This is a genomic window from Tistlia consotensis USBA 355 (assembly GCF_900177295.1).
Taxonomy (GTDB): domain Bacteria; phylum Pseudomonadota; class Alphaproteobacteria; order Kiloniellales; family DSM-21159; genus Tistlia; species Tistlia consotensis.
Window position 1 is genome coordinate 136,375 of record NZ_FWZX01000012.1, and the last position, 20,184, is coordinate 156,558.

Annotated in this window: 19 protein-coding genes; 8 read left to right on the forward strand and 11 right to left on the reverse strand. The window is 72.0% G+C overall.

What is annotated here, in order from left to right:
* Positions 1 to 9: 9 nt before the first annotated feature.
* The 4 genes from B9O00_RS15815 to B9O00_RS15830 are packed head-to-tail and all read right to left on the reverse strand — an operon-like array spanning position 10 to position 4,917.
* Entirely contained in the window at positions 10 to 522 is a 513-nt protein-coding gene (locus B9O00_RS15815) for a MarR family winged helix-turn-helix transcriptional regulator (protein WP_085123661.1), read from the reverse strand.
* A 50-nt stretch (positions 523 to 572) separates the two neighbouring features.
* A complete protein-coding gene (locus tag B9O00_RS15820) occupies positions 573 to 1,742 on the reverse strand; it encodes a 2Fe-2S iron-sulfur cluster-binding protein (RefSeq protein ID WP_085123662.1) in 1,170 nt (389 codons plus the stop codon).
* Positions 1,739 to 2,554 (reverse strand): FAD binding domain-containing protein, encoded by an 816-nt coding sequence (locus B9O00_RS15825; RefSeq protein ID WP_085123663.1) that lies wholly within the window; start codon positions 2,552 to 2,554, stop codon positions 1,739 to 1,741. Before B9O00_RS15825 ends, B9O00_RS15820 begins: the two co-directional genes overlap by 4 nt.
* Positions 2,551 to 4,917 carry a xanthine dehydrogenase family protein molybdopterin-binding subunit gene (locus B9O00_RS15830; RefSeq protein ID WP_085123664.1) on the reverse strand — a complete coding sequence of 789 codons (2,367 nt, stop codon included), beginning with the start codon at positions 4,915 to 4,917 and terminating at the stop codon, positions 2,551 to 2,553. Before B9O00_RS15830 ends, B9O00_RS15825 begins: the two co-directional genes overlap by 4 nt.
* A 190-nt stretch (positions 4,918 to 5,107) precedes the next feature.
* On the opposite strand from B9O00_RS15830, the gene B9O00_RS15835 reads away from it, so the two are divergent.
* The 7 genes from B9O00_RS15835 (at position 5,108) to B9O00_RS15865 (ending at position 12,123) form a co-directional block, all read left to right on the forward strand.
* Complete coding sequence (locus B9O00_RS15835) at positions 5,108 to 6,382, forward strand: amidohydrolase/deacetylase family metallohydrolase (RefSeq protein ID WP_085123665.1); 1,275 nt, start codon at positions 5,108 to 5,110, stop codon at positions 6,380 to 6,382.
* A 29-nt stretch (positions 6,383 to 6,411) separates the two neighbouring features.
* Positions 6,412 to 7,170, forward strand: coding sequence for a class II aldolase/adducin family protein (locus B9O00_RS15840; RefSeq protein ID WP_085123666.1), 759 nt, complete (start codon positions 6,412 to 6,414; stop codon positions 7,168 to 7,170).
* Positions 7,167 to 8,147 carry a 2-hydroxyacid dehydrogenase gene (locus B9O00_RS15845; protein ID WP_235017138.1) on the forward strand — a complete coding sequence of 327 codons (981 nt, stop codon included), beginning with the start codon at positions 7,167 to 7,169 and terminating at the stop codon, positions 8,145 to 8,147. The genes B9O00_RS15840 and B9O00_RS15845 overlap by 4 nt, the downstream gene beginning before the upstream one ends.
* 63 nt (positions 8,148 to 8,210) lie before the next feature.
* Positions 8,211 to 9,245 carry an ABC transporter substrate-binding protein gene (locus B9O00_RS15850; RefSeq protein WP_085123667.1) on the forward strand — a complete coding sequence of 345 codons (1,035 nt, stop codon included), beginning with the start codon at positions 8,211 to 8,213 and terminating at the stop codon, positions 9,243 to 9,245.
* Positions 9,246 to 9,308: 63 nt separating this feature from the next.
* Positions 9,309 to 10,163, forward strand: a complete 855-nt coding sequence (locus tag B9O00_RS15855) for an ABC transporter permease (protein ID WP_089229717.1) — start codon at positions 9,309 to 9,311, stop codon at positions 10,161 to 10,163.
* Positions 10,160 to 10,993, forward strand: a complete 834-nt coding sequence (locus tag B9O00_RS15860) for an ABC transporter permease (RefSeq protein WP_085123669.1) — start codon at positions 10,160 to 10,162, stop codon at positions 10,991 to 10,993. Before B9O00_RS15855 ends, B9O00_RS15860 begins: the two co-directional genes overlap by 4 nt.
* Positions 10,990 to 12,123, forward strand: coding sequence for an ABC transporter ATP-binding protein (locus tag B9O00_RS15865; RefSeq protein WP_085123670.1), 1,134 nt, complete (start codon positions 10,990 to 10,992; stop codon positions 12,121 to 12,123). The genes B9O00_RS15860 and B9O00_RS15865 overlap by 4 nt, the downstream gene beginning before the upstream one ends.
* Here B9O00_RS15865 and B9O00_RS15870 read toward each other — a convergent pair.
* The 7 genes from B9O00_RS15870 to B9O00_RS15900 all read right to left on the reverse strand — a co-directional run bounded on the left by B9O00_RS15870 (position 12,114) and on the right by B9O00_RS15900 (position 19,854).
* Positions 12,114 to 13,022: an isopenicillin N synthase family dioxygenase gene (locus B9O00_RS15870; RefSeq protein ID WP_085123671.1), complete on the reverse strand. Its 909-nt coding sequence runs from the start codon at positions 13,020 to 13,022 to the stop codon at positions 12,114 to 12,116. The genes B9O00_RS15865 and B9O00_RS15870 overlap by 10 nt on opposite strands.
* Before the next feature lie 8 nt (positions 13,023 to 13,030).
* A complete protein-coding gene (locus B9O00_RS15875; protein WP_085123672.1) occupies positions 13,031 to 13,972 on the reverse strand; it encodes an acetamidase/formamidase family protein in 942 nt (313 codons plus the stop codon).
* Positions 13,973 to 13,996: 24 nt separating this feature from the next.
* Positions 13,997 to 14,839, reverse strand: coding sequence for a carbohydrate ABC transporter permease (locus tag B9O00_RS15880; RefSeq protein ID WP_085123673.1), 843 nt, complete (start codon positions 14,837 to 14,839; stop codon positions 13,997 to 13,999).
* A 172-nt stretch (positions 14,840 to 15,011) separates the two neighbouring features.
* Complete coding sequence (locus B9O00_RS15885) at positions 15,012 to 15,926, reverse strand: carbohydrate ABC transporter permease (RefSeq protein ID WP_200808536.1); 915 nt, start codon at positions 15,924 to 15,926, stop codon at positions 15,012 to 15,014.
* A 180-nt stretch (positions 15,927 to 16,106) separates the two neighbouring features.
* Complete coding sequence (locus B9O00_RS15890; RefSeq protein ID WP_085123674.1) at positions 16,107 to 17,522, reverse strand: ABC transporter substrate-binding protein; 1,416 nt, start codon at positions 17,520 to 17,522, stop codon at positions 16,107 to 16,109.
* A gap of 47 nt (positions 17,523 to 17,569) precedes the next feature.
* Positions 17,570 to 18,730: an ABC transporter ATP-binding protein gene (locus B9O00_RS15895; protein WP_179243954.1), complete on the reverse strand. Its 1,161-nt coding sequence runs from the start codon at positions 18,728 to 18,730 to the stop codon at positions 17,570 to 17,572.
* Complete coding sequence (locus B9O00_RS15900) at positions 18,727 to 19,854, reverse strand: ABC transporter ATP-binding protein (RefSeq protein WP_085123676.1); 1,128 nt, start codon at positions 19,852 to 19,854, stop codon at positions 18,727 to 18,729. The genes B9O00_RS15895 and B9O00_RS15900 overlap by 4 nt, the downstream gene beginning before the upstream one ends.
* A gap of 67 nt (positions 19,855 to 19,921) precedes the next feature.
* Here B9O00_RS15900 and B9O00_RS15905 point away from each other — a divergent pair.
* The coding region (locus tag B9O00_RS15905) for a transposase (protein WP_143596251.1) at positions 19,922 to 20,184 on the forward strand (263 nt) is incomplete at its 3' end.

The window sequence follows — 20,184 nt, forward strand, 5'->3', positions numbered from 1 at the left end:
GGGCGGCGCTTACCGCCGGGCCGGCTCCGAGCCGCCCTTGGCCTCGACGATGCGGTTCATCAGCTCGACGAAGAGCGCCTGCTCGGCCGGCGCCAGGTCCTCGACGGTGCGCAGATGCGCCCGGTGCGCCCGCTCGTCGATCCGGTCGAGCAGCTCGCGCCCGGCGTCGGTCAGCGTCGCCAGGCGCACACGCCGGTCCTTCAGCGCGACGCGCCGGCGCACCAAGCCGCGCTTGCGCAGCCGCTCCAGGATGTCGGCCATGTTGGTCTTGTCGATCGCGACCGCCGCCGAGAGCGTGGTCTGGTCGACCGGGCCGCTCTGCGCCAGGGCGGAGAGCACCGAGTACATGATCGGCGTGACCTTCTCCTCGCCGCACTCCTCGGCGAAGAGCGAGGTGTGGATCTGATGCAGGCGCCGGATCAGGAATCCGGGCCGCCCCTGCAGGGGGCCGCCGCGCCAGTGCTGATCCGACTCCTCCGGATCCGCCGCCGGCCGTGCCGCCGACGCCTTCGCCTCCGCCATTGCTGGTTCCGCCGTTTCGGTTCTTGTCGGAGGACAACATGGAAGCCTTCTCACTCACGCCGCAAGACCCGTTTGATGAGGGCGATCGCCGCGGCGCCGAGCAGCGGCAGTCCGCGCAAGGGTCGCGGCGCCGCCGGGGCGGCCTCCGCACCGGTTGCGCGGGCGGTCAGGGCCGCCCCGACCTCGGCGAGCAGGCGGTCGGCGATCGCCTCGACCAGGGCCGGCCGGCCGAACTGCGCGAGCGGTCCCTTGAGCCGGTAGACCATGGCCAGGTCGATGCGCGAGCCGCCGTCGGGCAGCGGCTCCAGGGCGAAGTCGAGCGCGCCCTCCAGGCCGGAGCGGCTGAGCCCGTCCCGGCCCTGGCCGCGCACCCGGCCGCGCCGTGCCGCCGCGTCGAGCGAGACCCGCGCCGTGCCCTGGAAGGCGGCGCGCATCGGCCCGACCGCGACCTGGCAACGGCCGCGCAGGGTCTCGCCCTCCGGCGGGCCGTCCAGCGCTGCGCCCGGAATGCAGGAGACGACCGTCGGGATGTCGCTCAGCACCGCCCAGACCCGGTCGGGCGACGCCGCGACCGGCAGGCTGCGGGTCAGGCGGACGCCGTCGGGGATCTCGCCCGCCGTCACGGCGGCGTCCCCCTCACCCGCCTCGCTCCGCTCGGCACCCTCTCCCCTGAGGGGAGAGGGACGGGGTGAGGGGGACACCGCCGGAGCGTTTCGGGACTTCCGCGCTACCGGCACCAGCTTCGCCGGCGGCGGGTCCTGGAGCACCTCCTGGATCGCCGCGACGATGCCGGCGTAGCCGGTGCAGCGGCAGAGGTTGCCGGCGAGCTCCCGGCGGATCCGCGGGGCGTCAGCGTCGGGCAGGCGGCGCACGATGTCGTAGGCGGTCGCCAGCATGCCGGGGGTGCAGTAGCCGCACTGCAGGCCGTGGTGCCGGCTGAAGGCCTGGCGCAGGCGGCCCATCAGGGCGTCCTCCTCGAAGCCCTCGACGGTCGTCACCTCGGCGTCCTGGCAAGCGACCGCCAGGGTGATGCAGGAGCGCACCGGCCGGCCGTCGACGAACAGCGTGCAGGCGCCGCAGACGCCGTGCTCGCAGCCGATGTGGGTGCCGGTCAGCAGGTGCTGCTCGCGCAGGAAGTCGGCGAGATGGCTGCGCGGCTCGGCCGGCAGGGTGATCGCCCGGCCGTTGAGCCGCAGGGTGACCTCAGTCGTCCCGCTCACCGCCCCTCCTCCCCGCCGCGCGCCTGGGCCAGCGCGCGGGTCAGCGCCGTCACGTGCAGGACCAGCGCCTCCGCCGGGCGCTCCGGCAGGGCCGCACGCAGTGCCGCAGCCGGACTCACCTGTCCCTCGATCAGGCCCTCGGGGTCGCCGAGCAGCAGCGGCGGCCGGCCGAGCGCGCCGACGGCGCAGCGCAGCCGCCCTTTCTGCCGGTCGAGCAGCACGGCGGCGCTGGCCTTGGCGAACTCGCCGACCTGGCGGGCGAACTTCCAGTAGCCCCAGGAAGCGCCGGCGCCGGGCCGCGGCACCTCGACCGCGACCAGCAGCTCCTCCGCGCCGAGCGCGGTGACGAAGGGGCCGACCGCGAAGTCCTCGATCGCGACCCGGCGCCGACCCTGCGGCCCCTCGACGATCGCCGTCGCGCCCAGGCCGGTCATGACGATCAGCCAGTCGGCCGCCGGATCGGCGTGAGCCAGGCTGCCGCCCAGGGTGCCGCGGTTGCGCACCGCGCGGTAGGCGATGTTCCCGGCGGCTTCGCGCAGCCAGCCGCCGGTCGGGTCCGGCACCTCGCCGTCCTCGATCTCGGCATGGGTGATCGCCGCACCCAGGGTCACGGCCCCGGCGGTCTCGGCGACGGCGCGCAGCTCCGGCAGGGCCGAGACGTCGACGAGGCGGCCCGGCCGCGCCAGGCGCAGGTTGAGCATCGGGCCGAGCGACTGGCTGCCGGAGACCGGCTTGGCCGCCCCGCCCGCCAGGAGCCGCCGCGCGTCGGACAGGTCCCCCGCGGCGCTGTAGTCGAAGGGCGCCGGCTTCATGCGCGCCGCGGCTCCGCCGCCGCCAGGGCGCGCAGCACCCGCTCGGGGGTCAGCGGTATCTCGGCGACCTCGGCGCCGAGCGTCGCCAGGGCGTCGTTGACGGCGTTGGCGATGGCCGCCGGCGGCCCGATCGCGCCGCTCTCGCCGATGCCCTTCTGACCGAAGCGGCTGAGCGGCGAGGGCGTCTCCATGTGGAGGATACGGATCGCCGGGATGTCGGAGGCGACCGGCAGGTGGTAGTCGGCCAGGGTCGAGGCGAGCGGCTGGCCGGCGGCGTCGAAGGGCATCTCCTCGAACAGCGCCGTGCCGATGCCCTGCACGGTGCCGCCCAGAACCTGGCCGTCGACGACCATCGGATTGATCATCGTGCCGGCATCCTCGACGATCGCGTAGTCGAGCAGCCGGACCTGGCCGAGGTCGAGGTCGACCTCCACCGTCACGGCGTGGCAGGCGTAGGAGAAGGTGCCGGTGTCCCTGGCGGTCTTGTAGCCCTCGGTCGCCTCCAGGCCGCGCGGGTCGGCATCGGGCGGCAGCAGCTGGGGCTTGAGGTACCAGGTGCGCGCGATCTCCTCGATCGAGACCTCGGCGCCGCCGGCCCGGGCGACACCGTCGGCCAGCACGACCTCGTCGGGCCTGGCCTGCAGCAGGTGGCCGGCGATGGCGCGCACGCGGCCGGCCAGGGCGGCGCTCGCCGCGGCGACCGCGCCGCCGGCCATGACCGCGCAGCGGGAGCCCCAGGTGCCGGTCGAATAGGGCGTCAGGGCAGTGTCGCCGTGGACCAGCTTGACCTTCGCCGGGTCGACGCCGAGCTCCTCGTAGGCGACCTGCGCCAGGGTCGTCTCCATGCCCTGGCCGTGGCTCTGCACCCCGACCCGGAGCTCCAGGCCGCCGTCGGGCGTCAGGCGCGCCGTCGCCTGCTCGAAGCCCGGCACCATGGGGATGCCCCAGCCGTGGTAGACCGAGGTGCCGTGGGCGCCCTGCTCGCAGAAGATCGAGAAGCCGACGCCGAGCCGCCTGCGCGCCGCCGGGTCCTGCGCCCGCTGGCGGGCGCGCAGGCCCGGCAGGTCGATCGCCTCGACCGCCCGGCGCAGCGCCTCGGGGTAGTCGCCGCTGTCGAAGTACTTGTTGGTGATGTTGGTGAAGGGCATCTCCTCGGGCGTCGCGAGGTTGAGCCGGCGGATCTCCTCCGGCCCGATCTTCAGCTCGCGCGCCAGGGCGTCCATGGTCAGCTCCATGGCGAAGCAGACGCCGGTGCGCGCGACCCCGCGGAACGGCAGGATCGGCGGCTTGTTGGTGCAGACCGACCAGGTCCGGCAGCGGTAGCCGCGCATCCGGTAGGGCCCCGGCAGGATCGAGGCGACCTGGGCGGCCTCCAGGCAGGCCGAGAAGGGATAGATCGAGTAGGCGCCGGAATCGACGATGGCCCGGCAGTCGACCGCCAGCAGCTCGCCGTCGGCCGCGGCGTAGCCGACGACCTCGTAGTGGTGCTCGCGGCAGTTGGCGCCGCCGGTCAGCGCCTCGCGCCGGTCCTCGAGCCAGCGCACCGGCCGGTCCAGCTTCATGGCCAGCCAGGCGGCGCAGACCTCCTCGCCGAGCAGCACGCCCTTGTAGCCGAAGCCGCCGCCGACGTCGGGCGCCACGACCCGCACCTGGCCGTGGTCGAGACCGAGGCAGCCGGCGAGGCCGGTGCGCACGATGTGCGGCATCTGGGTCGCGCTGTGGAGCGTCAGCTGCTCGAGCTGGCGGTCCCAGACCGCGACGCAGCCGCGGCCCTCGATCGGCGCCATGCACTGCCGCGCCGTGCGGAAGGTCCGCCGGACCACCGCCGCGGCCCCCGCGACCGCCGCCTCGAAGCCGACCTCGACCGCGCTCTCCAGGAAGGCGTTCTCGTCCCAGTGCTCGTGCAGCAGCGGCGCCCCGGGATCGCGGGCACGCAGCATGTCGTGGACCGCCGGCAGCTCCTCGAGATCGAGCTCGACGCGCTCGGCCAGGTCCTCGGCGAGCGCCCGGGTCTCGGCGAGGCAGGCGGCGAGCGGCTCGCCGACGTGGCGCACCTTGTCGCCGGCCAGGATCGGCTGGACCGAGCTGCGGAAGCCGGGCAGGCCGGAGTCGGCGCGGATGCCGGAGACGCCGGTCAGGTCGGCAGCCGCGAAGACCCGCTCGCCGCCCTCGGCCGGCTTGGCGACGCGGCGCACCCGGGCGTGGGCGACGGGGCTGCGCACGAAGGCCAGCTCCAGCATGCCGGGCAGCCGGATGTCGCCGACGAAGCGGCCGCGGCCGCGCAGGTAGCGCTCGTCCTCGCGGCGCTGCAGGCGCGCCCCGACGCCCTTGCCGCCCGACCGGTCCCCGACCTCAGATCCCATCCCTCTCCCCCTGCCGTCCAGCACCGGAAAAGGCTGTGCTCTTAGAGCTTGACAGCAATCGTGCTGCACCACAGCATCGGCGATAACTGTAATTACAATAATCCGCGTTACAACTGTTTTCCGGAAGCGGTCACCGCGAGGCCGTGGGCGGCGCCACGGAACGGTTGCGCAGGAGCGAGGGACCCTATCGATGGACATCCGCCCGCAGTTCGATCTGGTGATCGAGAACGGCACCCTGCTGGACCCGGCGAGCGGCCGGCACGGACGCTTCGACCTGGCGGTCGCCGGCGAGCGCATCGTCGCGGTCGAGCCCAATCTCTCGACCCGGCCGGCCGCCGAGCGGATCGACGCCTCGGGGCAGCTCGTGATCCCGGGGATGATCGACACCCACGCCCACGTCTACCGCCACGTCACCGGGCGCTTCGGCCTCGATCCCGACCTGGTCGGCGTGCGCTCCGGCGTGACGACCCTGGTCGACCAGGGCGGGCCGAGTTGCATGACGATCGGCGGCTTCCGGCACTACGTCTCCGAGCCGGCCAGGACCCGGACGCTCTGCTACATCTCCTGCTACCTGGTCGGCGGCCTGGAGGGGCACCTCTATCCCGACCTCTACGGCCCGATCGGCGTCAACGCCGAGCACACGATCCGCGTCGCCGGGGAGAACCTGGACCTGGTCAAGGGCATCAAGGCGCATGCCGAGATCGGCGGCCAGTCGCGCTGGGGCCTCGAGGTCATCAAGATCGGCAAGCGGATCTCGCGCGAGACCGGGCTGCCGCTCTACATCCATCTCGGCCAGCTCTGGCCGACCGCGGACTCGGCGCCGATCCCGGACGCCGACGAGCTGATCCGCGAGCTGGTGCCGATCATGGAGCCGGGCGACATCCTGGCCCATCCCTTCACCCGCCATCCAGGCGGCTTCGTCTCCGAGAGCGGCGAGATCCATCCGATCCTGCTGGAGGCGGTCAGGGAGCGCGGCCTCAAGGTCGACGTCGGGCACGGCTCGCACTTCAGCTTCGACGTCGCCCGCAAGGTGCTGGAGGCCGGCATCGAGCCCTTCACCCTGGGCGCCGACATGCACGGCTACAACGTCCAGATCCCGGACGCCGACGGGACCGGGAGCGACGACGTGCGCAAGGCCAACCCCTTCTTCGGCGTCGCGCCCTTCAACCTGACCATCGCCATGACCGAGCTGCTGCACCTCGGCCTGCCGCTCGAGCGGGTCGTCGCCATGGTCACCTCGAACGCGGCGCGGCTGCTGCGCCTGGAGGACGAGCTGGGCAGCCTGGCGCCCGGCCGGATCGCCGACGTCAGCGTGCTCAAGGTCGAGAGCGGCCGCTTCAAGCTGTCCGACAACAGCGGCGTCGAGGTCGTCTCCGACAAGCTGGTGCGCCCGGTCTTCTGCCTGCGCGCCGGCGAGCGCTTCGACGCCGACTCGCCCTTCATCCCGGCGGCCATCGCCGCCTGACCCGGGCCAGCGAGCGGGGGAAGACCGACATGAGCCTGCAGAGAGCGCCGGAAGCGATGTCGGCCGCCGAATGGGCGACGCGCGTCAAGCTGGCGGCGGCCTATCGCATCGCCGCGCTGGAAGGCGCCGACGACGGGGTCTTCAACCACTTCTCCTGCGCAGTGCCGGACGAGCCGGGCCATTTCCTGCTCAAGCCCTTCGGCCCGCTGTTCTCGGAGGCGACCGCCTCGGGCCTGCTCAAGGTCGACCTGTCCGGCGCGATCGTCAGCGGCAGCGGCAAGTGGGAGCCCACGGCCTTCCTGATCCACTCGCGCATCCACCAGCACGTGCCGCGCGCCCGCTGCATCCTGCACAGCCACATGCCCTACGCGACGGCGCTCGCCTCGCTCGCCGACATGCGCATCCAGCCGGTCAACCAGAGCTCGATGCGCTTCGTGAAGCGCACCGCCTACCTGGAGAGCTATCGCGGCCTCGTGCTGGACGAGGCCGAGGCCCTGAGCATCGTCGAGGCCCTCGCCGAGCACGACGTGCTGCTGATGGCCAACCACGGCGTGACGGTGATCGACGACACGGTCGAGGGCTGCGTCTACGACCTGCACTATCTGGAGTGGGCCTGCCGGGACCAGCTGCTGGTCTCCAGCTTCGGCCAGCCGGTCCGGGCGATCCCGGAGGCCGTCGTGGAGGCCGCCGCCGCGCAGATGGTCGAGGAGAAGGCCTACGCCAAAGCCGCGCACTTCGCCGCGATGCTGCGCCGTCTCGACCGCGAGAACCCGGGCTACGATTCGTGAGCGAGGCCGAGCTGGCGATGCACGGCGACGGCGGCCCGGCGAAGCGGCCGGTCCTGCTGTTCATGAGCGACTACGACGACCCGGCCGAGTGGGCGCCGGCCCTCGCCGAGGCCTGGCCGGAGCTGGAGGTCCGGGTGTGGCCGGAGATCGGCGAGCCGGCCGAGGTCGACTTCGCCCTGGTCTGGAAGCCGGCGCCGGGCAGCCTCCGGCAGTTCCCCAACCTCAGGCTGATCGTCAACCTCGGCGCCGGCATCGACGCCATCGCCGCCGACGAGACGCTGCCGGCCGACGTGCCGATCGCCCGCCTCGCCGACAGCGGCCAGTCGGAGATGATGACCGGCTTCGTCGTGCTCTCGGTACTGCGCCACCACCGCGAGCTGCGCTTCTTCGAGGCGGCGCAGCGCGAGCGGCGCTGGGCCTACCGGCATCCGCGCGAGCACCGCGACTGCCGGGTCGGCGTGATGGGCCTCGGCTACCTGGGCCTCGCCGCGGCGCGCGCCCTCGCCGGACTCGGCTTCGAGGTCGCCGGCTGGTCGCGCGGCCGCAAGGCTGCCGACGGCATCGAGTGCTTCGCCGGGCAGGAGGAGCTGCCGGCCTTCCTGGCCCGCACGGACATCCTGGTCGCGATGCTGCCGGCAACCGCCGAGACCCGCGGCCTGCTCGGCAGGGAGGCCTTCGCCGCCCTGCCGGAGGGCGCGAAGTTCGTCAACGTCGGCCGCGGCAGCACGGTCGACGAGCAGGCCCTGATCGAGGCCCTGGAGAGCGGCCGGCTGGCCGAGGCGACGCTCGACGTCTTCGAGACCGAGCCGCTGCCCGCCGAGCATCCGCTCTGGGCCATGGAGCAGGTCCTGATCACGCCGCACCTGGCCAGCGTCGCGGTGCCGCGCACGGCGGCGCTGCAGGTCGTGGCGAACTGCCGCCGGGTTCTGGATGGGGAGACGCCCGAATACACGGTGGACCGCGGCCGGGGCTACTGACCCTCCGCGAACACCACCGGGTTCGATCGATTCTCGAAACGCGGGAAGAGGGGAGAGTTCCTCATGAGGAAGAGCGTCACCGCGGCCGCGCTGGCGGCCGTGCTCGCCGTCGGCTCGCTGCAGGCGGCCCGGGCCGAAACGCTGCTGGTCAGCTCCTGGGGCGGCAGCTGGCAGGAGATGATCGCCAAGACCATCGGCAAGAAGTTCACCGAGACGACCGGCGCCAAGGTCGAGTTCGTCACCGGCGGCACCATCGACCGCCTCAACAAGGCCAAGCTGGCGGCCGGCGACCCGGAGACCGACATCACCCTGACGACCAGCCACGTCGGCTGGCTCTACCAGAGCAGCGGCCTGTTCGAGACCCTGGACTATGCCAGGATCCCGAACGCCGCGAAGATCTTCCCCGAGGCCAGGATCAGCCCGGGCCACGTCGGCGTCTGGTCCTACGTCTACACCATCGGCTACCGCAAGGACCTGCTGCCCGAGGGCCTGACCTTCGACAGCTGGGAGGACCTCTGGTCGCCGAAGATGAAGGGCCTGCTCGGCCTGCCCGACTTCGACCCGAGCCACATCATCGCGGTCTCGGCGATCCTGTCCGGCGCCGACCCCCAGCACTGGGAGAAGGGCCAGGACAAGCTGCTGGCGCTCAAGCCCTCGATCAAGGCCTTCTACACCAACGACGCCTCGAGCCAGCAGATGATGTCCTCCGGCGAGACGCCGGTGCAGATCCTGCTGTCGGGCAACGCCTTCTATCAGATGGGCCAGGGCGTCGACCTGGCCCTGGTGATCCCGAAGGAGGGTGCCGTGATCGGCATCGACGCCATCGGCATCATGAAGGGCACGAAGAAGTCGGAGCTCGCCTACAAGTTCATCGACGCCGCCTTCGATCCCGAGGTCCAGGCCGAGATCGCCTCGTTCAAGAAGCTCGGCCCGATGGTCGAGGGCGCGCCGGTCGACCCGGCCATCGCCAGGCTGCCGGGCGTCTTCACGACGGCCGAACAGTGGAAGGAGCAGGCGATCGTCATCGACCACAAGCTGCGCGCCGAGAAGCTCGGCGAGTGGAAGCAGTGGTTCACCGAGCACATGATCGCCCAGTAGCAACTGTGGCGCGGGGGCCCGCCGTCCGGCGGGCCCCGCGCCGCTTCTTCGCGACGCCCTTCCGTGATCGACCAGAGCTATCTCAGGCGCTTCCTGCTGCCGGCCCTGCTGCTGGCCGCGGTCTACGCCTGCGCCCTCGCCGCCATCGTGCAGTACGCCTTCCGCACCTTCGTGCCCGGCTCCCTGGAGGTCGGCCCGCCGACGCTTCACAACCTGGCGCGCCTCGTCGACCCGCTCTACGCGCGGGTCTTCGGCGACTCGCTGCTGATCGGTCTCTATACCGCCGCGGCGACGCTGCTGGTCGGCTATCCGCTGGCCTACGCCCTGGTCCGCACGCCCTCGCGCGCGCTGCGCTCGGCGCTCTTCGTGGTCGCGATCACGCCGCTCTTCACCGGCGAGATCGTGCGCACCTACGCCTGGCTGAACGTGCTCGGCGCCAACGGCTTCATCAACCGGATCCTGCTGTGGAGCGGCCTGATCGGGCAGCCGCTGGAGCTGATGTTCACGACGCTCGGCGTCTGCATCGCGCTGGTGCACTTCTCGCTGCCGGTCATGGTGATGATCCTGGCCGCGGCGCTGGCCCATGTCGACCCGCGCTACGAGCGCGCCGCGGCGACGCTCGGCGCCGGGCCGCTCAGGCGCTTCGCCCTGATCACCCTGCCGCTGTCGATGCCCGGCGTGGTCTCGGGCTTCGTGACGATCTTCGCCTGGACGCTCTCGGCCTTCGCGACGCCGCAGCTGATCGGCGGCGGCCGGGTCACGATGATCTCGAACCTCGTCTATCAGCTCGGCTTCGCCTCCTTCAACTTCCCCTTCGCGGCGGCGCTCAGCCTCGCGGCCATCCTGCTGACCGTGCTGCTGCTGGCGCTGCTGCGCTGGAGCCAGGCGCGGGTCGACCGCATGGCGGTGCACGCATGAGCCCCCGCTTCTTGTCCCCGCGCCTGGTCGAGCGCGCCCTCCGCCTCGGCTTCGCGCTGCTGGTCGCCGCCATCGTCGGCTACGTCGTGCTGCCGGCCGTGGTCGTCGCGATCGCCTCGCTCAACGCCAGCGCGATCCTGGCCTTCCCGCCGGACGGCCTGTCGCTGCGCTGGTACGCGACCGCGCTCGGCTACCGGGACTTCCAGCGCGGCCTGGTCAACAGCCTGATCGTCATGGCGATCGCCTCCACCCTGGCGGTCGCCGTCGGCGCCGCCGCCGCGCTCTACATCGACCGCTCCGGCCACCGGCTGCGCGGGCTGCTGGAGGCGGTGCTGGTCTCGCCGATGGTCGTGCCGAACTTCACCATCGGCCTCGGCTTCCTGATCTTCGCCGTCGAGGTCGGCCAGGCCCGCACCTTCGGCGTCGTGGTCGTCTCCCACGTCGTGCTGGTGCTGCCCTTCGTGCTGCGCTCGATCTACGTCAGCCTGCGCAACATCGACCGACGGCTGGAGCGCGCCGCGGCGACCCTGGGCGCCCGGCCGGGCCGGGTCTTCCTGGAGGTCACGCTGCCGATGATGGCGCCCGGCATCTTCGCCGGCTGGGTCTTCGCCGCCGTGCTGTCCTTCAACGAGTTCACCGCCTCGCTGTTCGTCACGGCGCGCTCGACCAAGACCCTGCCGGTCGCGATGTACGACTACGTCCGAGAGTACGCCGACCCGACCATGGCCGCGCTCTCGACGCTGTTCATCGTGACCACGGTGATCCTGGTCGTGCTGGCCAACCGGCTGGTCGGCCTCGACCGCATCCTGACCATGGAGAGTCCCCGATGAGCGCGGCCGAACGCCAGGAGACGAGATCCCGCGCGGCCCTGCCGGTCCGGCTGCAGGGTGTCGCCAGGAGCTTCGGCGCCGTCCAGGCGCTGGAGGAGACCTCGCTCGACGTCCGGCCGGGCGAGTTCCTGACCCTGCTCGGGCCCTCGGGCTGCGGCAAGACCACCCTGCTCAACATCGTCGCCGGCTTCCTGGAGCCGGACCGCGGCGAGGTCTTCCTGGGCGAGGAGCTGGTCACCTACCAGCCGGTGCACAGCCGCGGCATCGGCATGGTCTTCCAGAGCTACGCCCTGTTCCCGCACATGACCGTCGCCGGCAACGTCGCCTTCGGCCTGCGCATGCACGGCGTGCCGAAGGCCGAGCGCGCCGCCCGGGTCCGCGAGGCGCTCGCCGCGGTCGCGCTGGAGGGCTACGGCGAGCGCCATCCGGCGGCGCTGTCCGGCGGCCAGCAGCAGCGCGTCGCCCTGGCCCGCGCCATGGCGCTCAACCCGCGGGTGCTGCTGCTCGACGAGCCGCTGTCCGCGCTCGACAAGTCGCTGCGCCTGCAGATGCAGGTCGAGCTGAAGGCGATCCAGCAGCGCTACGGCGTGACCACGATCTTCGTGACCCATGACCAGGGCGAGGCCCTGGCCCTGTCGGACCGGATCGCCGTGATGCGCGCCGGCCGCATCGAGCAGATCGCCGGGCCGGACGCCTGCTATCGCGACCCTGCGACGGCCTTCGTCGCCGGCTTCGTCGGCGATGCCAACCGGCTCGCGGCCAGGGTCGCCTCGGTCGAGGGAGACGCGGTCGGCCTGCTGATCGGCGGGCGGAGACTGGCCCTGCCGGCCGCGCGCTGGCGCGGCGAGGGAGCGCCCGCGCCAGGCGCCGACGCGCAGCTCTTCGTCCGGCCCGAGGCGGTGGCGCTCTGCGAGGCCGGCAGCGCGGACGCCCTGCCCGGCCGGGTCGCGCAGGTCGTCTTCCAGGGGCCGAGCACCCACGTGCTGCTCGAAGTCCCGAACCTCGGCAGCCTGACCGCGCTGGTGCCGGCGCCGGCCGCGGCCGGCCTCCCGGCCGGCGCGCCGCTCGCCGCCCGCCTCGATCTCGCCCAGGCCAGCCTGTTCCCGGCGGACGCCGACGATCAGGCGTAGGCGCCGGCCTGGCGGCGATCGAGGTAGTCGCCGCTGGTGATCGGCGGATAGAGGGGCGCGCCCTCCCGCCGGCAGGTCGGCAGCGTCTCGATCAGCACGTCGGGATTGGGGTGGAAGAAGAAGGGAATGGAGTAGCGCGCGCCCGGCGCGACCCGGACCACCCGGTGCGGCGTCGCGCGGAAGCGGTCGGCGGTCCAGCGCGCCATCATCTCGCCGATGTTGCAGACGAAGGAGCCCTCCTCCGGCGGCACGTCGAGCCAGCGCCCGTCGCGGCGCTCGACCTGCAGGCCGCCCTGCGTGTCCTGGGCCAGGATCGTCAGGTAGCCGTAGTCGCTGTGCGCGCCGCAGCCGGCCGGCAGCTCGGCCGGATCGACCGGCCACCCGGCCGGCGGGTAGTGCAGCACGCGCAGGATCGCCGTCGGCCGGTCCAGCTTGGCCGCGAAGAAGTCCTCCGGCAGCTCGAGCGCCAGCGCGAAGCCGCGCGACAGCGTCCGGCCCAGCGCCGCGATGGCCTCGTAGTAGGCGCTCAGCACCGTCTTCAGCTCGGGCAGCCCGGCCGGCCAGCGGTTCAGCTCCCCGGCGGCGCCGAAGGCGATGTCGAAGCCCTCCTTCGGATCGCCGCCGGCCGCGGGATCGGTCACCTCGCCCCGGAGCGGGAAGTAGCCCCGGTAGCCGCTCGCCGGACCGAGGGCGACGGCCGCCTTGGCCTCGGGCGGCAGCGCGAAGAAGCCCTGCGCGACCGCGAAGGCGCGCTGCAGCAGCGCCGGCTCGACGCCGTGGCCGACGATCCGGAAGAAGCCGACCTCCCGGCAGGCCCGGCCGATCGCCTCGGCGCAGGCGTGGCGCTCGGCGGCCGTGCCGTCGAGCGCGGCGACCTCGATCGTCGGGATCGCGTCCATCGCGCCGCTCAGGCCGGCAGCGCCGACTTCGGCAGCATGCAGTGCACACCCTTGTTGACGTCGACCATCTGGGTGATGCGCAGGTCGGCGGCCAGGCTGCACAGCGAGTAGGCGTCCTGCCTGCGGAGCCCGGCGAGCTCGACGATCAGGTCGATCATCTCGCGCAGCGCCTGGCGGGCGGCGTCGTCCAGGTCCTCGTTGAGGCCCATGGTGATCCAGCTCTCCGCGGTCTCGGCGCGCGGCATCGCCAGCGTCATGTCCTTGCGCACGCTGAGCTCGACCGTGCCGGTCAGGCAGGTCTCGATGGCGGTCAGGCAGACCTCGCCGTCGCCCTGCACGGCATGGCCGTCGCCGGCCGAGAAGAGCGCGCCCTCGTTGAACACCGGGAAGTAGACCGTGGTGCCGGCGACCAGCTCCTTGTTGTCGAGGTTGCCGCCGAACTCGCGCGGCACGATCGAGTTGCAGCGCCCGTAGTGCGCCGGCGGCGCGACGCCGAAGTTGCCGAAGAAGGGCCTGAGCGGCAGCTTGCCGCCCCAGGGCAGCCGCGCCTCCATGGCCTCGCGGTCGAGCGGGATGTGGATCAGCCGCTTCTCAGGGAAGTCCTCGGGCAGGGTGCCGTGCAGCGGCAGCTGCAGGTTCCAGCCCCAGTCCTGGCGCAGCGCGATGTCGAGCAGCCTGACCTGCAGGACGTCGCCCGGCTCGGCGCCCGCGACGTGGATCGGCCCGGTCATGAAGTGCGGCCCCGGCCCGCGCTGGTTCCGGGCATGGACCTCGCGGTGGCCCTCGACGACCGTCGAGCCGGAGCCCGGCATGTCCTCGGGCTCGCCCGACAGGGTGTCGATGGTGAAGGTGTCGCCGGACTCGACCTGCAGCACCGGCTCCAGGCGCGCGTCCCAGAAGCCCCAGTGCACGGTCTCCGGCCGCGACGGCAGGTGGTGGTGGGTCGGCATCGGCTCTTTCTCCCTTGTCCGGACTCAGCCCTTCACGGCGCCCATGGTCAGGCCGCGCACGATGTGTCGCTGCAGCAGGAAGACGGCGATCATCACCGGGGTCAGCGCGACCATGCCGACCACCGCCATCTCGCCCCAGCGCACGCCCTGGGTGGTGATCAGCGTCGGGATCGCGACCGGCAGCGTCTTGACCGCCTTGCCGCCGAGCATGAAGGCGAAGAGGAACTCGTTCCAGGCGAAGATGAAGCAGAGCATCGCCGTCGCGATGATGCCGTTGCGCAGCAGCGGGAAGACGACGCGCCGGAAGACCTGCAGGCGCGACCAGCCCTCCAGCAGCGCGGCCTCCTCCAGCTCGACCGGCAGGTCGCGGCAGAAGCTGCGCAGCACCCAGATGTAGAACGACAGGTTGAAGGTCATGTAGGCCAGCGTCAGGCCGGCGAAGCTGTCGAGCAGGCCGATGCGCGCGAAGATCAGGTAGTAGGGGATGACCATGCAGACCGGCGGCGCCATGCGCGTCGCCAGGATGAACAGGAAGAGGTCGTCGCGCCCGCGCATCTCGTAGCGCGCGAAGGCGTAGGCGGCCGGGGTGCCGAGCACCACGACGAGGGCCGTCGAGAGCGCGCCGAGCGCCAGCGAGGTCAGCAGCGAGAGGTGGAAGCCCTGCTCGATGACGTAGTCGAAGTGCTCGAGCGTCGGCGTGAAGAGCCAGACCGTCGGCCGCGCGAACATCACGTCCGAGGGCTTGACCATCATGCTGGCCATCCAGAGCACGGGGAACAGCACCAGCAGCGCCACGGCGACGGCGAGCAGCGTCCAGGCGACCTTCTGCCGGGCCGCGCGCTGGCGGCGTTCCGTGCCGGTGCTCATCGGGCAGGTGCCTTCCGGGTCGCCGCCGGGACGCCCCCGAGTCCGTCATCCCCGCGCGGGCCGGGATCCAGGGTCGCGGGCTTCGAGCAGGCCGCCCTGGATCCCCGCCTGCGCGGGGATGACGGCGAAAAGAAGGACCTCGGCACGGTCGGCATCATCCGGGAGCACTCCCTCAGAAGGCGTTCAGCTTCTTCTTGGCGAGCTGGTAGAAGACGTTGCAGAAGGCGAAGAACAGCAGCCAGACGACCACGGCCAGAGCCGAGGCCTCGCCGATGTTCCAGAACTCGAAGGTCATCTTGTAGGCCAGCACGCTCGGCATCTCGGTCGAGGTGCCGGGGCCGCCGCCGGTCAGGATGAAGATCGAGTCGAAGACCTTGAAGGCGTCGATCAGGCGCAGGAGGCCGATCACCACCAGCAGCGGCGCCATCATCGGCAGGGTCAGGCGGAAGAAGGCCTGGACCGGCGTCGCGCCGTCGACCGCCGCCGCCCGGTAGGGATTGACCGGCAGCGCCTGCAGGCCGGCGAAGAAGGCCAGCATCATGAAGGGCGTCCACTGCCAGACGTCGACGAAGATCAGGGCGTAGAGCGCGAGGTCCGGCGAGGCGAAGATCGAGATCTCGCCGACCAGCCCCAGCGGTTCGATGACGTTGGTCGAGAGCAGGCCCCAGGAGCCGGCCAGCATGATCTTCCACAGCAGGCCGACGACGATCGGCGCCATCGTGGTCGGGATGAAGAGCAGCGGCACCAGGGCCGAGCGGCCCCAGATCGGCCGGCAGAGCATGAGCGCACCGGCCAGCCCCAGCATGAACTCGAGCGGCACCGCGATGGCGACGAAGAGCGCGGCGATCGCCATCGAGTTCCAGAAGCGGGAATCCGACAGCAGGGCGCCGTAGTTCTCGAAGCCGGCGAAGTCGCCGAGCCGGCCGTACTTCATCTGGTGGAAGGAGATGAAGACGGCGAAGAGGAAGGGCACCAGCGCGACCAGCACGAAGGTGATCATCGCCGGCGCGATCAGCGCGTAGGGATACCAGCGCGGCTCCGTGGCGGAGGCGGGCGAAACCGCTAGATCGGTGTCTATGGCCGCCATGGCATCACCTTTCGGTTCCAGCCGGGCCGCACCCCTCACCCTCCCACGCTTCGCGTGGGCCCCTCCCTCTCCCCCAAGGGGCGAGGGATTCAGGAGAGGCGCCCTGGTGAACCCTCGCCCCTTGGGGGAGAGGGTGCCGAGCGAGAGCGAGGCGGGTGAGGGGTGACGTGGCTCGGAGTCCTACTTCAGCAGGCAGGGATCGCAGATCCCGAGCATCGCCTTCTGGGCCTTGGCGGCGCCCTCGGCCGGGCTCAGCTTGCCCAGGCCGATCTCCTGCGAGATGCCGGTCAGCGCGTCGTAGAGCTCGTAGAACTTCGGCATCTTCGGCTTGCCGGTGGTGACCTCGAGCGAGCTCTTCATGGCCTTGAACATGCCGGCCAGCGGGCCGTCCTGCATGACCGGCAGGGACCAGCTGCTCTCGCGGATCGGCACGCCGCCCTGGCCCGCCTCCAGCAGCTTCGTCTGCTGCTGCTTCTCGACCAGCCACTGCAGGAACAGGAAGGTCGCCTCCGGGTTCTTGCTGGCCTGGCTGATCACGATGGCGGAGGGCTCGCCCTCGACCGAGCGCTTGGCCTCCATGCCCTCCTTGTAGGGCATCGCGCCGTAGAGGAACTTGCCGGCGTAGGGCGAGGCGCCCGGCCGGTCGATGCCGAGCACGAAGTCGGACCAGGCGATGGCCTGGGCCGCGATGCCGTTGCCCATGACCGTCGGCACGTCGATCAGCGAGTACTCGGCCGTGCCCGGAGGCGCGAACTTCCAGAGCTCGGCCCAGGCGGCGATCGCCTCGACGTTGGTCGGCGTGTCGAAGGTCGGGTGGCCGTCGGCATCGACGATGTCGCCGCCGTAGGACTTGATGAAGTTGCCCCACATCGACAGGAAGGTGGAGCCGCCTTTGATGCCCTCCAGCACGATGCCGTAGAAGGGGCTGTCCAGGGTCTTGCCGGCCAGCGTGGCGCCGGCGGGCCGGGTGAAGAACTCGGCGATGTCGCGCAGCTGCTTGAAGGTCGTGGCCGGCGCGAGCGCGTAGCCGTACTTCGCCTTGAAGGCCGCCTGCTCGCCCGGATCGCCGAAGAGGTCGCCGCGCGCCCAGTAGATCTGGTTGTAGTTCCAGTTCAGGAAGCCGTACTGCTTGCCGCCGCTGAAGGCCGTGGTCTTGTAGGCCGGCTCGATCAGGTCGGCCTCGTCGAAGTCCGGATCGGCGAGCGCGGCATTGGCCTTGAGGTCGTCGATCGGCCGCAGCACGCCGGCGTCGAGCATCGGGCCGAGCTGGAAGCCGTGCAGCATGATCGCGTCGTAGTAGCCGCGGCCCGACAGCATGTCGGCCTGGCCCTTGTTGATCACCTCGAAGTGGTTGAGCAGCTCGTACTCGACCTTGATCCCGGTCTCCTCGGTGAAGGTCGGGACCAGCTTGGCCAGCGTCTCCTGCAGCGGCGTGATCTCGTCCAGCACGTGGATCGTCGTGCCCTTGTAGGGCTTGGCGGCCTCGGCATAGGACCAGGCGGCCGAGGCCGGGCCGGCGAGGCCGGCCAGCAGGCCCGTGGCGAGCGCGGCACCGGCGAGCAGCCGGCAGCGCGGAGTAAAGCCGTTCCTGTTCATCTTTTCTGGCTCCCCAGCTTGCTTGTCGAAGGGACTCGCAACGTCACTCACGCAACCCCGGCCGTGCGGCTCGGCAGCTCGATCGCCCTGCCGCTCCGGCCGTCGAAGACCATCAGCCCGTCGCTCTCGAGCTGCAGGCCGACCCGCTGGCCGACGGCTAGGCCGCAGTTGCCGGCCGTCTTGGCGCGCAGCAGCGCCGCGCCGATCCGGGCGCTGACGATGGCGTGCTTGCCGAAGGGCTCGACCGTATAGATCTCGACCTGCGGCAGGCTCCCGGCCCCGGCCTCGCCCAAGGGCAGGAAGCGGATCGCGCGCGGCTTCAGGCCGAGCGTGACCGCCTCGCGCCCGGCCAGCTGCAGCAGGCCGGCGGCCAGCGACGGCTGCAGCGGCAGGCGCGCGCCCTCGCCGGTGACCAGCGCCGGCGGCCCCTCGCCCTGGGCGACGCGGCCCTCGACCAGGCTCATCGGCGGGTCGCCGATCAGCCGTGCGACCCGGACGCTCGCCGGCCGCTCCCAGATCTCCTGGGGCGTCGCCAGCTGCTCGATCCGGCCGTCGATCAGCACCGCCACCCGGTCGCCGACCGACAGCGCCTCCAGTCCGTCCGGCGTCGACCAGATCGCCGGCGCGGGACGCGCCGCGAGCCGCCGCTTGATCTCGCCGCGCAGGCGATGGCGCAGCTTGGCGTCGAGATGCGAGATCGGCTCGTCGAGCAGGGTCGCCGTCGCGCCTTCCTGGACCAGCGCGCGGGCCAGCGCGACCCGCTGCTTCTGGCCGCCGGACAGCTCCGCGGGCAGGCGCCCGGCCAGATGGCCGATGCCGAGCAGGTCGAGGGCCTGCTGCACCCGCTCGCTCAGCTCGCCGGCGCCGAGCGGCGGCAGCTGGCCCGGCGCACGCAGCGGCGAGGCGGCGTTCTCGAAGACGCTGAGATGGGGGAAGAGCGCGTAGCTCTCGAAGAGATAGGCGACCCGCCGCCGACGCGCCGGGACCTGCGCCAGGTCGGCGCCGCCCAGGGTCAGGCGTCCGCGGTCCGGCCGCTCCAGGCCGGCGATCAACCGGCAGAGCGTGGTCTTGCCGGCGCCCGAGGGCCCGGTCACCGCCAGCACCTCGCCCGGCTCGATCGCGAGCGCGACCTCGTCGAGCGCCTGGATCGCGCCGAAGCGCTTGGCGACGCCCTCGAGGACGAGACGGCCGGACGGCGCGTCGCTCACGAGCGCCTCCGCAGGTTGCGGCCGCTCTCGGCGTCGAAGAGGTGCAGCGACCGGGCCGGCAGGATGACCGAGACGGCATCGCCGCTCCGCCAGCCGGTCGGCCCCTCGACCTCGGCGGTCAGGCGGAGGCCGCCTTCGGCCAGCGCGAGCGTGAGGACGTCGCTGTCGCCGCGCGGCTCCAGGTAGCGGACCTCGGCCGGCACCGGACGTCCCTCGATGCGCCGGGCGCCGGTCCCGTCGCGCGGCAGCACGACCAGGTGCTCGGGCCGGATGCCGACCTCCAGGGCATGCGCGCCGGCGAGGGCGCCGAGCGCGACGGCGCTCTGGCGGTCGAGCTCGCTCAGCCAGCCCTCGCCCGCGACGATGCTGCTGCCGTCGCGCTGCTCGACGCGGGCACGCAGCAGGTTCATCGGCGGCTCGCCGATGAAGTTGGCGACGAAGAGGTTGGCCGGGCTGTCGTAGAGCTCGGCCGGCGTGCCGACCTGCTGCAGCACGCCGTCGTTCATCACTGCGACCCGGTCGGCCATGGCGATCGCCTCGCTCTGGTCGTGGGTGACCAGGATCGAGGTCAGGTCGGCGGTCCGCTGCAGCCGCTTGATCTCGGCGCGCAGCCGGACCTTCTGGTCGCCGTCGAGGTGGCTGAGCGGCTCGTCGAAGAGGATCAGCTCGGGATTGCGCACCAGGGCGCGGCCGATCGAGATGCGCTGCTGGGCGCCGCCCGAGAGGTCGCGCACCCGCTGCTGGCCGAGCTCCTCCAGGCCGAGCAGCGCCACGACCTCGTCGACCCGCCTCGCCGCGGCGGCCTTCGCCGTGCCGCGCACCCGCAGCGGAAAGGCGATGTTGTCGCGCGCCGAGAGGTGCGGGTAGAGCGCGTAGTCCTCGAAGACCATGGCGATGTTGCGTGCGCCCGGGCCGAGCTGCGAGACCGGGCGGTCGTCGAAGAAGATCTCGCCCTCGCTCAGCTCCTCGACCCCGGCGACCATCTTGAGCGTCGAGCTCTTGCCGCAGCCCGACGGTCCGAGCAGCGCCAGCATCTCGCCCTGCGGACAGGCGAGCTGCAGGTCGCGCACGGCCTCGACCGGGCCGTAGCGCTTCCAGACGCCGTCGAAGACCACTGCCGCCATCTAGGAGCTTGTCCGAGTAAGCGCCTTTGTCTCGACGCTCGGCAGTGGTCGTGATTCACTACGGTTCATGGGCAAGACCTATCGGGCTTGGGAGGTGGACCAGCGGTGGCTGTTGCCGCCGTCGGTGCACGAGTTCGTTGCCGCGGACCATCCGGCGCACCTGGTGCGGGAGATCGTGCGCGGCGAGCTGGACCTGTCGGCGGTGCTGGGGCCGTACGAGCGGGAGCTGCGGGGCTATCCGCCCTATCATCCGGCGATGATGGTAGCGCTGCTGCTCTACGCCTACAGCCGCGGCGTCTACTCCTCGCGGCAGATCGCGCGGGCCTGCGA

Bases quoted from the DNA above. Each gene is read 5' to 3' on its own strand.
- B9O00_RS15865 (WP_085123670.1), top strand. From the start codon at position 10,990: ATGAGCGCGGCCGAACGCCAGGAGACGAGATCCCGCGCGGCCCTGCCG.
- B9O00_RS15870 (WP_085123671.1), bottom strand. From the start codon at position 13,022: ATGGACGCGATCCCGACGATCGAGGTCGCCGCGCTCGACGGCACGGCC.
- B9O00_RS15875 (WP_085123672.1), bottom strand. From the start codon at position 13,972: ATGCCGACCCACCACCACCTGCCGTCGCGGCCGGAGACCGTGCACTGG.
- B9O00_RS15835 (WP_085123665.1), top strand. From the start codon at position 5,108: ATGGACATCCGCCCGCAGTTCGATCTGGTGATCGAGAACGGCACCCTG.
- B9O00_RS15840 (WP_085123666.1), top strand. From the start codon at position 6,412: ATGAGCCTGCAGAGAGCGCCGGAAGCGATGTCGGCCGCCGAATGGGCG.
- B9O00_RS15850 (WP_085123667.1), top strand. From the start codon at position 8,211: ATGAGGAAGAGCGTCACCGCGGCCGCGCTGGCGGCCGTGCTCGCCGTC.
- B9O00_RS15860 (WP_085123669.1), top strand. From the start codon at position 10,160: ATGAGCCCCCGCTTCTTGTCCCCGCGCCTGGTCGAGCGCGCCCTCCGC.
- B9O00_RS15830 (WP_085123664.1), bottom strand. From the start codon at position 4,917: ATGGGATCTGAGGTCGGGGACCGGTCGGGCGGCAAGGGCGTCGGGGCG.
- B9O00_RS15815 (WP_085123661.1), bottom strand. From the start codon at position 522: ATGGCGGAGGCGAAGGCGTCGGCGGCACGGCCGGCGGCGGATCCGGAG.
- B9O00_RS15825 (WP_085123663.1), bottom strand. From the start codon at position 2,554: ATGAAGCCGGCGCCCTTCGACTACAGCGCCGCGGGGGACCTGTCCGAC.
- B9O00_RS15900 (WP_085123676.1), bottom strand. From the start codon at position 19,854: ATGGCGGCAGTGGTCTTCGACGGCGTCTGGAAGCGCTACGGCCCGGTC.
- B9O00_RS15885 (WP_200808536.1), bottom strand. From the start codon at position 15,926: ATGGCGGCCATAGACACCGATCTAGCGGTTTCGCCCGCCTCCGCCACG.
- B9O00_RS15880 (WP_085123673.1), bottom strand. From the start codon at position 14,839: ATGAGCACCGGCACGGAACGCCGCCAGCGCGCGGCCCGGCAGAAGGTC.
- B9O00_RS15890 (WP_085123674.1), bottom strand. From the start codon at position 17,522: ATGAACAGGAACGGCTTTACTCCGCGCTGCCGGCTGCTCGCCGGTGCC.